Here is a 13,200-nt window from a genome sequence, read left to right on the forward strand (position 1 = left end):
CGAATCAGGCCGAGTTCGTTCGACCACAATGGTCTGCAGGTTGGGTATGTGGACGTGGGCGGAGGCAGGATGGATTCACCGTTCGACGGAGGATTCCTTGCTGGGGCCAGTCCCTTCCCCCGCTCCGATTATCCGCGCTCCGGTCTGGGATCCTCCGTCGAATGGCCACACAGCTGCAAGATCAGGAATCGACTGGCAGATTTACAGCGTCGGATTCATAACATCAACAGAGAGGTTCCGGTATGTCCATCAACGACATAAAAACGACCGTCTTCGGTTTTTTGGGGACACAACCAACGCGTCTGGGGCAGCCAGGGGCCACGCCGGTCTGCTCCTTCAGACTGGGTTCTACGCCTGCCTATTACGATGCTGCAGTTGGGGCATGGAAACGAAAGTCGACCACTTGGTTGACGGTCAAGGCTTTCAGGACTCTGGCGGTCAATGCTCTGGCCTGCCTGCATAAGGGCGATCCGGTCATAGTTTCCGGATCTTTGGCGACGGAGGAATGGACCAGTGACGGTCAACCGCATAGCAATCTGGTCTTGGTGGCGGATGGCATCGGTCACGACCTGGCCCGGGGACAGGACACCTTCACCAGGATCCAATCGGGCGCGGCATCTATTGATGAGGGTGCCGACGGTCCGGATCCATGGACCACGCCGCTGGCATCTTCGTCGTCTGAAACCGCATCTGCCTCTGCACAATCTGCATCATCTGCCGTAGAGGGGACATGATCGAAGGCTTCCATTGCCGGATAAGCGAAGACTGTTGCGATCGAGCAAAATGAAAGCGGGAGGGCGACTGATGCCGTCGGCCTCCCGCTTTGAACAGCTGGTTGAATTCAAGCCGTCAACCAAACAATGACCTTAATCAAGCGGGTTTACCAGATTTTGACCCGTGCGGAGGGTTCCAGCCACATGCCGTCGTTGGGTGTGACCCCAAAGGCCTGATAGAAGCGATCCACATTCCTGACGATGCCGTTGGTACGGAATTCAGCAGGGGAGTGAGGGTCGATCTGCAGATACTGCTCAGCCAGCTGATCCCGGTTTTTGGTCCTCCAGATGGAGGCGTAAGACAGGAAGAACCGTTGCAGGCCTGTGTAGCCGTCCATGACCGGAGCCGATGCCAGTGCCTGATCCATGGCTGCATCGTCTGTCCCGGCTGCGCCGCCCTCCTTCTTCTGCAAGGAGAGGGCATAGGCCTTGATGGCGATGTTGACGCCCCCTAGGTCCCCGATGTTCTCGCCGATGGTCAGCGCTCCATTGACATGAGGTGCCTGCTCGGGCTTGTCAGCATACTTCTCAACAAGCTGCTGGGGAACGAACCCGTTGTACTGATCAATGAGTGCCTTGGTCCGCTGTTCGAAGTTCTCGCGGTCTCGCGGGGTCCACCAGTCCTGTAGACGTCCGTCGCCGTCGTATTTGGAGCCTTGGTCGTCGAATCCGTGGCCGATCTCGTGGCCGATGACCGACCCGATGCCTCCGTAGTTGACGGCATCGTCGGCTTCGGGATCGAAGAAGGGCGGTTGCAGGATGGCTGCTGGGAAGACGATGACGTTCAGGGTGGGCTCGTAGTAGGCGTTGACCGTTTGAGGGTTCATCAGCCACTCGTCCTTGTCCACGGGCTGGCCTGCCTTGCTGAACTGATAGCCGGACTCGTAGAGGTTGGCCCGCCGCACATTGGCGACAAGGCCCAGCTTTTCATCCACAGCTAGGGCCGTATAGTCGCGCCAGTGCTCGGTGTAGCCGATCTTGGGTGAGAATTTGTCCAGCTTGGCCAGAGCCTTGAGCTTGGTCTGTTCGCCCAGCCAGTTGCTGGAGGTGATGGAGACCCGGTAGGCGTCGATCAAGTCTCCGACTAGGGTTTCCATGCGGGCCTTGCTGGAGGCTGGGAAATGCCGACGCACATATTCGCGTCCGACCTCCTCGCCGCAAATGCCGTTGACCAGGGAGACGGCTCGCTTCCAACGGTCCCGCATCTTGGTCGTGCCTGAAAGGACCTTGCCATAGAAGTTGAACCTGACCTGATCGAAGTCGCTGCTGAGCAAACCTGCCCACTCGATCAGGGTGTGCACGCGGGCCCAGAGTTTGAGATCCTTCAGGTCGCTGGTCTTCCACAGCTCGTTCAAACCCTGCAGGAAGGAGGGTTCGTGCACGATGGTCCTGGACAGGGCTGTGTTCAGATTGACTGGTTGAAGATCGGCTGCAGGGCTGGCCGCATATGCCTTTTGCCAGGACTCGATCCAGGTGTGCAGATCGAAATCGGCGAGCGTTGATTCCAGTTCAGCCAGGGGAGTGGGGTTATAGGTGCGATCCTCATCTCGGGTGGACACGTTGTCCCAGTGGCGTGCCGCTATGCGCGTCTCGACCTCAAGGAAGGACTCCGCCTGCCTGTGGGCATCCTCCTGGTCGTCGGCGTAGCCGGAGAGCCTGAGCAGGGAGGCGACCATGTCGGCGTAGGCCTGGCGGACTGGAGCATAGCTCTTCTCCCGGTAATAGGCCTCGTCTGGAAGTCCCAGCCCGGCCTGCTCTATATGAGCCACGTTGGTGCCGGCGTTGCCTGGATCACCATAGATGGCGATGCCGAACAGATCGGGGCCACCAGTGGGGTTGAGTCGGCCGAGCAGGCTGGTCAGCGCCTTCTTGTCAGATACGGCATCAATGGCCTGCAGGTCTGGGCGAATGGGTTCCATACCCGCAGCCTCGATGGCTCCGGTGTTGAGAAAACTGCGATAGAGCAGGGCTGACTTGACAGCCGGGGATTCCGGGTCTTCAAGGATTTCATGGATCTGTGCTTCGGCATCCTCCGCCAGCTTGTCGAAGGAGCCGAACCGGGAACGGTCCTCAGGCAGGCTGTAGGTGTCGATCCAGGGGCCGTTGACGAAGCGGAAGAGGTCGTCCTGGGGGCGAATGACCGAAGAGAAAGAGGCCGGATCAAGTCCGGAGGAGGTCGTGGATTCTGTAGATTGTGCCATGCCACAAGCCTAGCCATCTTTGGTGACATGCCAAGCTCCGGGGCTGCCGTGGATCTTCGGGCCATCGAATCATCCGCCGAGGGGAAAAGCCGAGATTGCCTCATTGGTGATTTAAACTTAGAAAACGGTAACAGGACGGCCGCTTGGTTGTCCTGAGCGAGTGAAAGAGGACGGTATGACGGATCCCATTCAGGGCGGTCAGCCCAACCAGTACGGTGGTCAGGATTCTTCGCAGAATAACGGCCAATACCAGAATAATTATGGTCAGAATGATTATGGCCAGTATGGGCAATACCCAGGCTACCAGGGGCGCCCGCCACGGATGGATCCGTTCTCCATGATCGCCGAGGATCTGGGATTCAGAACCCTGCGGGCCATCCGCGTCATTATGGGCGTTATGGGCGTGATTGGAGTCATTTTAGGCCTGGCCCTTCTGCTCAGGCCGGACAAGACCCTGATCGCAGTGACCGTGGTGCTGGGCATCTACTTCATCATCTCCGGCGTGGTCCGTCTGGCCACTTCCATTGTGTCCAAAGGACTTCCCGGCGGATGGCGTGTGCTGGGTGTCCTCTTTGGCGCTCTGATCGCCGTCGGCGGCATTGTCATCGTCAGGAACACGGCCCTGTCCGCTTCTGCGCTGACACTGCTGGTCACCATCATTGTGGGTATCAGCTGGATCATGGAAGGCGTGATGAGCCTGGCTGCTTCTTGGGGGCTCCCGCATTCAGGCTGGGCCATCTTCTCTGGCATCGTCTCCATCATCGCCGGGATCATCGTCATGATCTACCCGCTGAGCTCCGTCATTTTCCTGGTCATCTTCAGTGGATGCGCTCTTCTGGTGCTGGGAGTCGTCTCCATCATCAGGGCCTTCACCTTCGGCCGGAACTGAGAGCCGGACTCGTCCGACTGACCCGATAATACTGAGAGGTAGTACTTGGGCAGGATCCTGAGGGGCGGCACCCGCGGGCACCAATCATGAAAGGACGCAGAGGATGATCGAGCTCAAAACCAAGCAGGAGATCGAACAGATGAAGCCGGCGGGCAGGTTCGTCGGCAGCATCCTCAAGGAGCTCAAAGCCATGAGCAAACCTGGGGTCAACCTGCTGGAGCTGGATGACTACGTCAAGGACAGGATCAACTCCCGCAGGGGAGCCACCTCCTGCTACGTGGACTACGCGCCTGATTTCGGCACCGGCCCCTTCGCCCATTACATCTGCCTATCCGTCAACGATGCCGTCCTGCACGGGGTGCCTTATGACTACAACCTCAGGGACGGCGACCTGCTCTCCCTGGATCTGGCCATCAACGTGGACGGCTGGGTGGGTGACTCAGCTATTAGCTTCGTAGTGGGTGAGCATGCCGACCCAGAGGATCTGCGACTGATTCGAACCACCGAAGAGGCCCTGAAAGCTGGCATCGCCCAGGCTCAGCCCGGCAACCGCCTGGGTGATATCTCCGCCGCAGTCGGTCAGGTTGCCCATGAAAACGGATACAGCGTCAACCTGGAGTTCGGCGGACACGGCGTAGGCCGGATCATGCATGGCGATCCCCATGTGCCCAATGACGGCACGCCTCATCACGGTTACAAGCTGCGCCCGGGCCTGGTCATCGCCATTGAGCCTTGGTTCCTGGCGACCACTGATCAGATTTACCAGGATCCCAAGGACGGGTGGACACTGCGTTCTGCAGACGGTTCGCGCGGCGCCCACAGCGAACACACCATCGCCATCACCGAACAAGGGCCTGTCATTCTGACGACCAGGGACTGATTCGAGGGCTGTCCGAGACCGGATTGGGACTATAAGAGACCCAGGAATGTCCATAATATGGATGCTCCTGGGTCCCTCTTTGCTACTGGCCCTGTTTGATAAGGGCCTTTTCTTTCCTGGCCTTGTTTCCACAGGCTGGTGCGGGAACGAAGACGGTACTGGCTTGGACCTGCGTGTCGTGGGTGGCGGCGACAGATTCAGGCTTGCAGTTACAAGCCGGTAATCGAAGTCGTGGTTGTTTCTGCTAGCATGTCGGCAATTCCACGCCGGTACAGGTGCCGGTAGCCTGATCTGGCATGGCCGTCGACTCTCACTGGCACCTCACTGGTTGATTAACAGGAGGTGCGTGGTGTCTACAGCACGGTTGTCCATCGATTCCGAACAGGTTGATCTTCCCCTCGTTCGTGCCACCGAAGGGCCCGATGGCATTCTGGTCTCCTCCCTGCGCAACGACGGCTTGGTCACACTGGATCCCGGCTTCCAGACCACAGCTCAGTGCGTCTCGGGAATCACATTCATTGACGGCAAGCGGTCCATACTGCGCTACAGGGGCTATGCCATAGAAGACCTGTGTGCTCAGTCAAATTTTCTTGAAGTGGCTTGGCTGCTGTCCCACGGCGAGCTGCCTGACGCCAAGCAGTACCAGCAGTTCCGCGGCCACGTTCTGGGCCACACGGTCGTAGGGGAGGACTTCCGTCATCTGCTCTCGTCCTTCCCCCGCCAGGCTCATCCCATGAGCGTGCTGGCTGCGGCGGTCAACGCCCTTGCTGGCTTCCATCCGGACACCTGTGACGTAGACGATCCCGACCAGTTGGATGAGGCCAGCGCCATCATCATGGCCAAGGTGCGTACCATCGTCTCCTTGATCCACCGTCGTCGCCGCGACCAGCCCTTGCTCTATCCGGACAGGACCTGGGGCTATGTGGAGGACTTCCTGCGGATGAGCTTCGCCATGCCCTACCAGCCCTATCAGGCCGATCCTCTCAAGGTCCAGGCCTTGGACAAGCTCCTCATTATCCATGCCGACCATGAGCAGAACTGCTCCACCTCAGTGGTTCGGATTGCCGGATCAGCCAGGGCCAACCTGTATTCGGCAGTGGCTGCCGGCATCAATACCCTGTCAGGCCCTCTGCACGGTGGCGCCAACGAGGCTGTGCTGCGCCAGTTGAAGAGCATACGGGATTCCGGTCTGGGCGTACGAGGCTATGTGGACCAGGCCAAGAGCGAGGGGCGGAAAATCGCGGGCCTGGGCCACCGGGTCTATAAATCCTACGATCCACGCGCGGCCATAGCCAAGCAGTGGCTTTACACGCTCATGGACGAGCCCGACCAGGACAGGAATGCTGAGGACGCAGAGCTCTTCGACGTGGCCTTGGAGCTGGAGGACCTGGCGCTGCATGACGACTACTTCGTCGAGCGGCATCTCTATCCCAACGTGGACTTCTACACCGGGCTCATCTATCGCGCCATCGGCTTCGATCCTGAAATGTTCACCACGCTCTTCGCATTGGGGCGCATCCCCGGATGGATCGCCCAGTACCGGGAGATGCTGGACGATCCAGACACGAAAATCGGTCGTCCCAGGCAGGTCTATACCGGCCAGGGGCCGCGTGACTACCTGCCGATGGAACAGCGCTGAGTCCGATGAGCACCGAAGTCCAACAGATGGCCGGCTGTCCAGGTTCAGTTGGCGTGCAGCCGCTCGTTCAATTCAATCCCCTTCTTGCGGGGCAGGGCTCTGACTTGGCCAGTGCGGGAGTCGCGGATGAAGAGCAGATGATCCCGTCCGCTCAGTTCTGCCCCCTTGACCACCTGGTCGCCTAAGCCGATCTTGGTGCCGGCAGTAACGTAAAGTCCGGCTTCGACTACGCAGTCGTCGCCCAGGGAGATGCCGATGCCGGCGTTGGCTCCCAACAACGAGTGCCGACCGATGGAGACCCGATGGCGGCCTCCACCTGACAGGGTGCCCATGATGGAGGCTCCGCCGCCGATGTCCGAACCGTCGCCGACCACGACCCCTTGGGAGATTCTGCCCTCGACCATGGAGTGGCCCAGGGTTCCGGCGTTGAAGTTGACGAAGCCCTCGTGCATGACCGTCGTTCCCGGCGCCAGATGGGCGCCGAGCCGAATCCGGTCGGCGTTGCCGATGCGTACCCCCTCGGGAACCACGTAATCCACCATGCGGGGGAATTTATCCACGCTCAGTACTGTTACTTGTGTCACCGGGATGCCCGGCATGGTCCGGCTGGCCGCAGCTATGACGTCTGATCTGCGCAGGGCGAAGTCCTCCACGGCAAAGGGTCCATAGTTGGTCCAGACCACCGTAGTCAGCTGTTCGAAGATTCCATCAAGATTCATGGTGTTGGGTGGGGTCAGACGCATGCTGAGCAGATGAAGCCGCAGATAGGCATCGGCGGCATCGGTTATCTGGCCGTCCAGATCGGCCACGGTGAAGACCGGCACCCGGCGGATGCCGCGGGCATCGGGCTGGGTGCGGACCTGGTCGCCGAAGTCGTGGTTGGGGCGGTTCGCCGGGGTCGGCGGCGTTGAGATCTCGGCCTTGGGATACCAGACATCCAGGGTCCGACCTTGCTCGTCCTGGCTGGCCAGACCCCAACCCCATGCGGTGCGTGCTGTGCTCATCGTTCCTCCTTCAGGCGATACAGTCGTATTGACACAAGTTGTCTTACAGGATAAACCGGTCGACGCTCAAACAGAGACGGTCCGTCCGATAGCCGGGTCTGGATCGTCACCGTCAGGTCCCAGCCAATGGGTAAATTATCGACTATGAGTGCCTACAGTCATGAGCGGGAGCGCCGGGAGCGTCGGCGCCGCAATACGGCCAGGGTCGTCTGCCTGGTCATAGCTGTGGCTTTGCTGGCTAGTCTTGTCATCCCTGCCATCTTCAGCGGCCTTTGACCCGGCCCGTCCGGTCGGCGGGAATCCGGCCGTCACAGGCAGGCAGATGGGAATGAAGACAGAGGCCGACTCGTGCGGAGCCGGTCTGGAAAGCGGTGAGACGGTATGGCAGAGATGGATTTTGCTCAGGCATTGGAACAGGCCAAGGCCAAGTACGAGACGATTTCCAAGGCGCTGGATCCGGAGGGTCTGAGCTCCCGGATTGCTGATCTGGAGCGTCAGGCCAGCGCGCCTGGACTTTGGGACGACCAGGAGAATGCTCAGAAGGTGACCAGCAGGCTCTCTGCTCTGCAATCCCAGCTCAGGCATCTGGAGTCCGCCTCCTCTCGGCTGGACGATGTACAGGCTCTGCAGGAGCTGGGCCAGGAGGAGCACGATCAGGACACATTGGTGGAGGCGCGCAAGGAGATCGACTCTTTGAGGTCCGATCTCGACGATATGGAAATTCAGACCCTGCTGGACGGAGAGTACGATGAGCGCGCCGCTGTGGTCACCATCCGCTCAGGAGCAGGCGGGGTGGATGCGGCCGATTGGGCCCAGATGCTCCTGCGCATGTACATGAGGTGGGCTGAGCGGCACGGCTTCTCCACCAAGGTCATGGACACCTCCTACGCGGAGGAGGCCGGCATCAAGTCGGCCACCTTCCAGGTGGACGCCCCCTATGCATACGGTCGGCTTTCAGTGGAGGGCGGCACCCATCGTCTGGTGCGGATCTCGCCCTTTGACAACCAGGGCCGACGGCAGACCTCTTTCGCTGCTGTCGAGGTCATCCCATTGGTGGAGCCCACCGACCACATTGACATCCCCGACTCTGACATCCGAGTGGACACCTACTGCTCGTCCGGTCCCGGCGGCCAGGGAGTCAACACCACTTATTCGGCCGTGCGCATCACCCACCTGCCGACCAACATTGTGGTTACCATGCAGGATGAACGCAGCCAGATCCAGAACCGTGCGGCTGCCATGGCTGTTCTGCAGTCCCGGCTGCTGGTTCTGCGGCACGAAGAGGAGGCCAAGAAGAAAAAGGAGCTGGCCGGCGATATCAAGGCCAGCTGGGGGGACCAGATGCGCTCCTACGTGCTGCACCCCTACCAGATGGTCAAGGATTTGCGCACCGGATACGAGACCTCTGATACTCAAGGGGTCTTCGACGGCAACATTGATGCCTTCATCGAGGCCGGCATCCGTTGGCGGCACCAGCAGCGAGTCCAAGCCCGCGAGGAGGAAGCCAGCAAGTAGAGCTTCGCCCGGTTCAAGCCTGGTCGGTGTTTCATGAGTGAGTAGTGTCGGTCTTCTTGATAGCCTCTGTAGGGGAGTACCGAGGAACGGAGTGTCAATGGCGTTGATTTCGCTCAAGGACGTGACCAAGATCTACCCCAAGGGGTCCCGTCCAGCCTTGGATGACATCAGCCTGGATGTCAACCGTGGGGATTTTGTCTTTCTGGTAGGCGCCAGCGGATCAGGCAAGACCACCCTGCTGCGACTGCTTCTGCGCGAGGAGGAGGCCACCGAGGGGGAGATCCGTGTGGCTGGCAACGACCTGCGACGCCTGCGCAACCGCGATGTCCCTGGGTATCGGCGTTCCATCGGTTTTGTCTTTCAGGATTACAAACTGCTCAACAATAAGACCGTATGGCAGAATGTGGCCTTCACCTTGGAAGTCATCGGCGCTCGGCGTACCACCATCAAGACCCTGGTACCCCAGGTGCTTAAGACCGTGGGGCTGACGGGCAAGGAAAACAACTATCCCCATGAGCTCTCCGGCGGCGAGGCCCAGCGTGTGGCCCTGGCCCGGGCCTATGTGAACAATCCGGAAATTCTGCTTGCCGATGAGCCTACCGGAAATCTTGACCCCACCACTTCCCTGGGCATCATGGAGGTCCTGGACGCCATCAACAGGACCGGCACAACCGTGGTCATGGCCACCCACAACGAGGAGATCGTCAACTCCATGCGCAAGCGGGTGGTGGAGCTGCATACAGGTCGGATCATGCGCGACGAAGCCCACGGCTCCTACGATTCTTCGCGCTTCTTCCCGGATGCCGAAGTGGCGGCGCGCTCTCATCATGCCATCGGGGATCCCGCCGACGGCGATGCCCTGGATCGTGCACGTGAGGCTGGAGTTGCAGGGCGCCGCCCGGTGCAGGTTGTCGTGCAGGGTGGGCATAGCTCGGCTGCCAAGCCTATAGAGGACGGAACCAAGGGGGCCAAGCAGGTGGTACAGGCAGTTGCGCAGGCCGTCAATCAGGGTCAGTACGGCGACGAGGGGATCGCACGGCTGGCCAAGTCCATGCATTCGGGGAGAACCGGACGTTATGGTCAGGTCTTCACATCCGTGGAGGACACTCTGACCTGGGGCAAGGGGCTGGGCAGTCTTGAGTCCGAGAAGAAGGATTCCAGTCGGCACGAAGACGCGGCTGCAGGACAGCCCGACCGGAAGACGGACTCTGATCAGCGATTCCGCAGGCCTGAGGCCCAGGGTGGCCAGGATCGGTCAGGTCAGTCGGATGACGGTTCCACAGACACAGGCCATGACATGGCAGGAACTGATCGCGATGAGTCCGCGAATCACGCCCGGACAGAGCGTGCGGATCCCCGAAAATCCCGGAAGTCCACCCCTGGTCCGGATGCTGCTGAGCCTGGATTGCCCTCTGGAAGCGGGCCTCAAAATCAGCAGGCAGAAGATTCGAGCAGTCAGGAGCGGGACAGGAAACAAGGCAGTGGCCGCAGGGGACCTTCGCATGATGATCTCAATAGCGACAGTGACCAAGGCGGCAAACACAGCGGCGATGGTCAGTCCAAGAAGGATGACAAGGCCAAGAACCGCCAATTGTCGAAGAACCTCTCCGCTGAGACAGCTGATCGCAAACAACGATTTCAGAGGCCCGATCAGCCTTCGTGGTCCGATGGATCCGGCTCAGTCGAACCAACCGGCGAATCCGTCAAGGGTATAGGCCAGTTGAAGCACGACGGCGACGAATCCATGGGTGCGCCGCCGACGCCTCCCGCTCCACCCGAATCGTTCAAGACATCCCAAAAGCGCCAAGGGGAGAATGACACGCGAACTCAGGATGAGCATCACGACATGAAGAAGGCGGCACAATGAGACTGCGGTTCATCCTTTCCAGCACCTGGGACAACCTCCGCCGCAACGGGTCCATGATCCTTTCGGTCATGCTGGTCACCTTCATATCCTTCCTTTTCATTGGCGCATCGGGCCTTATGCAGGCTCAGATCAGCAAAGCCAAAGGAGACTGGTACGACCAAGTGGAAGTGGTGGTCTGGCTTTGCCCCGATGGAACCAGCCAGGCGGCCTCATGCGCTACCGGCAAGGCGCCTACCAATGACGAGATTGTCAAACTGGAAAATACCATCAATAACGAGCTGCGCGACTCCGTGGCCAAAATCACCTACCAAAGCCGGGAGGACTTCTTCAAGAACACCTTCCTTAAGCAGTACCCGGATGGCACATACGAGGGAAGAACCATGACCGCAGCGGACATGCAGGGCTCCCTGCGGCTCAAGCTCAAGGATCCGACCAAATACCAGGTGGTATCCGAGGTGCTGTCCGGACGTGATGGGGTAGAGGAGGTCTCCGATCAGCGTCAGATATTCGACCCGGTATTCAAAATCCTCAACAGGGCCACAGCGGTTACTCTGGTTCTGGCTGTGGTCATGGTGGTCGTGGCGATTCTGCTTACTGGTACCACAATCAGAATGAGTGCTGCCTCCCGTAGAAATGAGACCGAGATCATGAGGCTGGTGGGGGCCTCCAACTGGACCATCCGGCTGCCTTTCATCTTGGAGGGCGTGGTGGCCTCTCTATTGGGTTCGCTCCTGGCTGTGGGAGCCCTGAGCGCCATCGTCAAGCTGTTCATCACGGACTGGCTGGCCCGCACGGTCCAATGGATGCCCTATGTGGATCAGTCCACGGTCCTGCTCATGGCTCCGGCGCTGATTTTGGGGGCCATGCTCTTGTCTGCTCTGGCTTCCTCCATCTCCCTGCGGCGTTATCTGAGGGCCTGATCCGTGGCGGAGGGCGAATCGATCCGGGGGGACAATCTCTGTCATAATGTTGACTAGCATGAATAAGGGATAGTGAGGACTTGATCATGAATCGTACCAAACGGTGGGATGCTGTCTGCGGTCTCGTAGGATCGCTGGCCATGCTGCTGGGCGGCGGGATCTTCGGACTGACCGCAGCGCCTCAACCGGCGCGAGCCGACTGGAGCAGCTACCAGCAGAAAGTTCAGAGCCACGCGGCTCTGAAGAGCAAGCTGGCTGGTGTCAGCACTCAGCTGGCCAACCAGATACTCAGCCTGGACGATCTGACTTCTAACCAGATTCCAGCTGCGCAGCAGAGCGCCATAGAAGCCCAGCAGCAGGCGGAGCAGGCCGACAGCTTGGTCCAGGCCACCAATGACCGGCTGCAGGCTGCCCGCAAGGATCGTGCAGATCTGGAGGCCAAGATACGCCAGACCGGCATTGACTATGACGATGCCAAGGCTGGCGTGGCGCAGATGGCCAGAAAGAGCTTTCACGGGTCTGAGACTTCTCAGATCATGGACGTGGTAACCAAGTCTTCAAACACCCAGGATTTCGTGGACAAGATGCAGTCCGATGCGGCTGTAACCAGGTCCGAGGCCAATACGGCCAACGATGCAGCGAATACCCTCAACTCCTCTATGAACCGTAAGCAGCGCTTGGAGGCCATCGAGGAGCAGATCAGCACCCTGAAGGCCAAGGCTGATCAGCAACAGGCTGCAGCCCAGCAGGCTTTGGATGCGGCGCAGGCCAAACAAGACCACCTGCAGGCCTTGCGTGACCAGGGCACCGCAGCCCGCAAGCAGCTGGAGAGCCAAAAGGCTGCCCTGACTACGCAGTCGGCCCGTGAAGCTGCAGAAATCGTGGCCACCGAATCCATGATCGACTCTCTGAATACCGGCAATCCAGGCGGCAGCGCCGACCCGCATGCCGGAGGAGCCCAGCAGATCAGCAGTGGTGGCGGCTCCGGTCAGTCACCGGCTCCACAGCCTATCCCGCCAAGCAACAATGGCGGTGGCGGCAACGGAGGTGGCGGTGCCTCCGGCATGAATTATGCAGTGCCTGGCAGCTGTCCTGAGGGCTCAGGGTTCTGTTATGGCCATAACACTGGCAATTCAGTAGGCAGTGCTTACCCTGCCCGGCAATGCACGCTTTGGGCCTATATACGCCGTTCGCAGCTGGCTTTGCCTGTGGGGTCCTATATGGGCAACGGGGCTGAGTGGGCAGGCAATGCACGTGGCCTGGGCTATTTGGTCAACAACACCCCACATGTCGGTGCTGCCATGGTCTTCGCCCGCGGCCAGCGAGTTACGAATTGGAACGCTGACTGGACCTATGGCCATGTGGCTGTGGTCGAGCGGGTCAATGCAGATGGATCGGTGCTCATCTCCGAAGGAGGCACCGGCTTCGCCTCCTTCCCGACTTATGAGACGGTCTATGGGGCCGGCAACTACCAATACGTTCATTACTGATGCCGTTGCGGGCCAGGTCCGC

The 13,200-nt window shown here is 59.8% G+C and carries 10 protein-coding genes and 1 pseudogene; 9 read left to right on the forward strand and 2 right to left on the reverse strand.

The window, feature by feature from the left end:
• Positions 1-242 precede the first annotated feature (242 nt).
• Positions 243-734 carry a single-stranded DNA-binding protein gene (locus tag ACGG9J_RS07255; RefSeq protein WP_390134920.1) on the forward strand — a complete coding sequence of 164 codons (492 nt, stop codon included), beginning with the start codon at positions 243-245 and terminating at the stop codon, positions 732-734.
• 146 nt (positions 735-880) lie between these two features.
• Here the strand turns inward: ACGG9J_RS07255 and ACGG9J_RS07260 are convergent, their stop codons facing one another.
• Positions 881-2,974 (reverse strand): M13 family metallopeptidase, encoded by a 2,094-nt coding sequence (locus tag ACGG9J_RS07260; RefSeq protein WP_390134922.1) that lies wholly within the window; start codon positions 2,972-2,974, stop codon positions 881-883.
• A 175-nt stretch (positions 2,975-3,149) separates the two neighbouring features.
• On the opposite strand from ACGG9J_RS07260, the gene ACGG9J_RS07265 reads away from it, so the two are divergent.
• The 3 genes from ACGG9J_RS07265 (at position 3,150) to ACGG9J_RS07275 (ending at position 6,382) form a co-directional block, all read left to right on the forward strand.
• Positions 3,150-3,863 (forward strand): DUF308 domain-containing protein, encoded by a 714-nt coding sequence (locus tag ACGG9J_RS07265; protein WP_390134924.1) that lies wholly within the window; start codon positions 3,150-3,152, stop codon positions 3,861-3,863.
• Positions 3,864-3,966: 103 nt separating this feature from the next.
• Positions 3,967-4,743, forward strand: a complete 777-nt coding sequence (gene map, locus ACGG9J_RS07270) for a type I methionyl aminopeptidase (protein WP_390134926.1) — start codon at positions 3,967-3,969, stop codon at positions 4,741-4,743.
• A gap of 349 nt (positions 4,744-5,092) precedes the next feature.
• Positions 5,093-6,382 (forward strand): citrate synthase, encoded by a 1,290-nt coding sequence (locus ACGG9J_RS07275; RefSeq protein ID WP_390134928.1) that lies wholly within the window; start codon positions 5,093-5,095, stop codon positions 6,380-6,382.
• 44 nt (positions 6,383-6,426) lie between these two features.
• Here ACGG9J_RS07275 and dapD read toward each other — a convergent pair whose 3' ends face one another.
• Positions 6,427-7,386, reverse strand: coding sequence for a 2,3,4,5-tetrahydropyridine-2,6-dicarboxylate N-succinyltransferase (gene dapD / locus ACGG9J_RS07280; protein WP_390134930.1), 960 nt, complete (start codon positions 7,384-7,386; stop codon positions 6,427-6,429).
• A 144-nt stretch (positions 7,387-7,530) separates the two neighbouring features.
• Between dapD and ACGG9J_RS07285 the strand changes: the two genes are divergently transcribed.
• From ACGG9J_RS07285 to ACGG9J_RS07305, 5 genes and pseudogenes are all read left to right on the forward strand, one after another.
• A complete protein-coding gene (locus tag ACGG9J_RS07285) occupies positions 7,531-7,662 on the forward strand; it encodes a hypothetical protein (protein WP_258326683.1) in 132 nt (43 codons plus the stop codon).
• A 105-nt stretch (positions 7,663-7,767) separates the two neighbouring features.
• Positions 7,768-8,901, forward strand: coding sequence for a peptide chain release factor 2 (gene prfB, locus ACGG9J_RS07290; protein WP_390134933.1), 1,134 nt, complete (start codon positions 7,768-7,770; stop codon positions 8,899-8,901).
• Positions 8,902-8,998: 97 nt separating this feature from the next.
• Positions 8,999-10,030, forward strand: a pseudogene (gene ftsE, locus ACGG9J_RS07295) (cell division ATP-binding protein FtsE); the annotation flags it as partial.
• 734 nt (positions 10,031-10,764) lie between these two features.
• Positions 10,765-11,688 carry a permease-like cell division protein FtsX gene (ftsX, locus tag ACGG9J_RS07300; protein ID WP_390134935.1) on the forward strand — a complete coding sequence of 308 codons (924 nt, stop codon included), beginning with the start codon at positions 10,765-10,767 and terminating at the stop codon, positions 11,686-11,688.
• An 86-nt stretch (positions 11,689-11,774) separates the two neighbouring features.
• Complete coding sequence (locus tag ACGG9J_RS07305; protein WP_390134937.1) at positions 11,775-13,178, forward strand: CHAP domain-containing protein; 1,404 nt, start codon at positions 11,775-11,777, stop codon at positions 13,176-13,178.
• The last annotated feature ends 22 nt before the right edge of the window (positions 13,179-13,200 follow it).

The sequence above is a fragment of the Bifidobacterium apicola genome (genome assembly GCF_042846865.1).
Lineage (GTDB): Bacteria > Actinomycetota > Actinomycetes > Actinomycetales > Bifidobacteriaceae > Bombiscardovia > Bombiscardovia apicola.

Coding starts and splice junctions, on each gene's coding strand:
- ACGG9J_RS07255 (WP_390134920.1), top strand. CDS start 243: ATGTCCATCAACGACATAAAAACGACCGTCTTCGGTTTTTTGGGGACA.
- ACGG9J_RS07260 (WP_390134922.1), bottom strand. CDS start 2,974: ATGGCACAATCTACAGAATCCACGACCTCCTCCGGACTTGATCCGGCC.
- ACGG9J_RS07265 (WP_390134924.1), top strand. CDS start 3,150: ATGACGGATCCCATTCAGGGCGGTCAGCCCAACCAGTACGGTGGTCAG.
- map (WP_390134926.1), top strand. CDS start 3,967: ATGATCGAGCTCAAAACCAAGCAGGAGATCGAACAGATGAAGCCGGCG.
- dapD (WP_390134930.1), bottom strand. CDS start 7,386: ATGAGCACAGCACGCACCGCATGGGGTTGGGGTCTGGCCAGCCAGGAC.
- ACGG9J_RS07285 (WP_258326683.1), top strand. CDS start 7,531: ATGAGTGCCTACAGTCATGAGCGGGAGCGCCGGGAGCGTCGGCGCCGC.
- prfB (WP_390134933.1), top strand. CDS start 7,768: ATGGCAGAGATGGATTTTGCTCAGGCATTGGAACAGGCCAAGGCCAAG.
- ftsX (WP_390134935.1), top strand. CDS start 10,765: ATGAGACTGCGGTTCATCCTTTCCAGCACCTGGGACAACCTCCGCCGC.
- ACGG9J_RS07305 (WP_390134937.1), top strand. CDS start 11,775: ATGAATCGTACCAAACGGTGGGATGCTGTCTGCGGTCTCGTAGGATCG.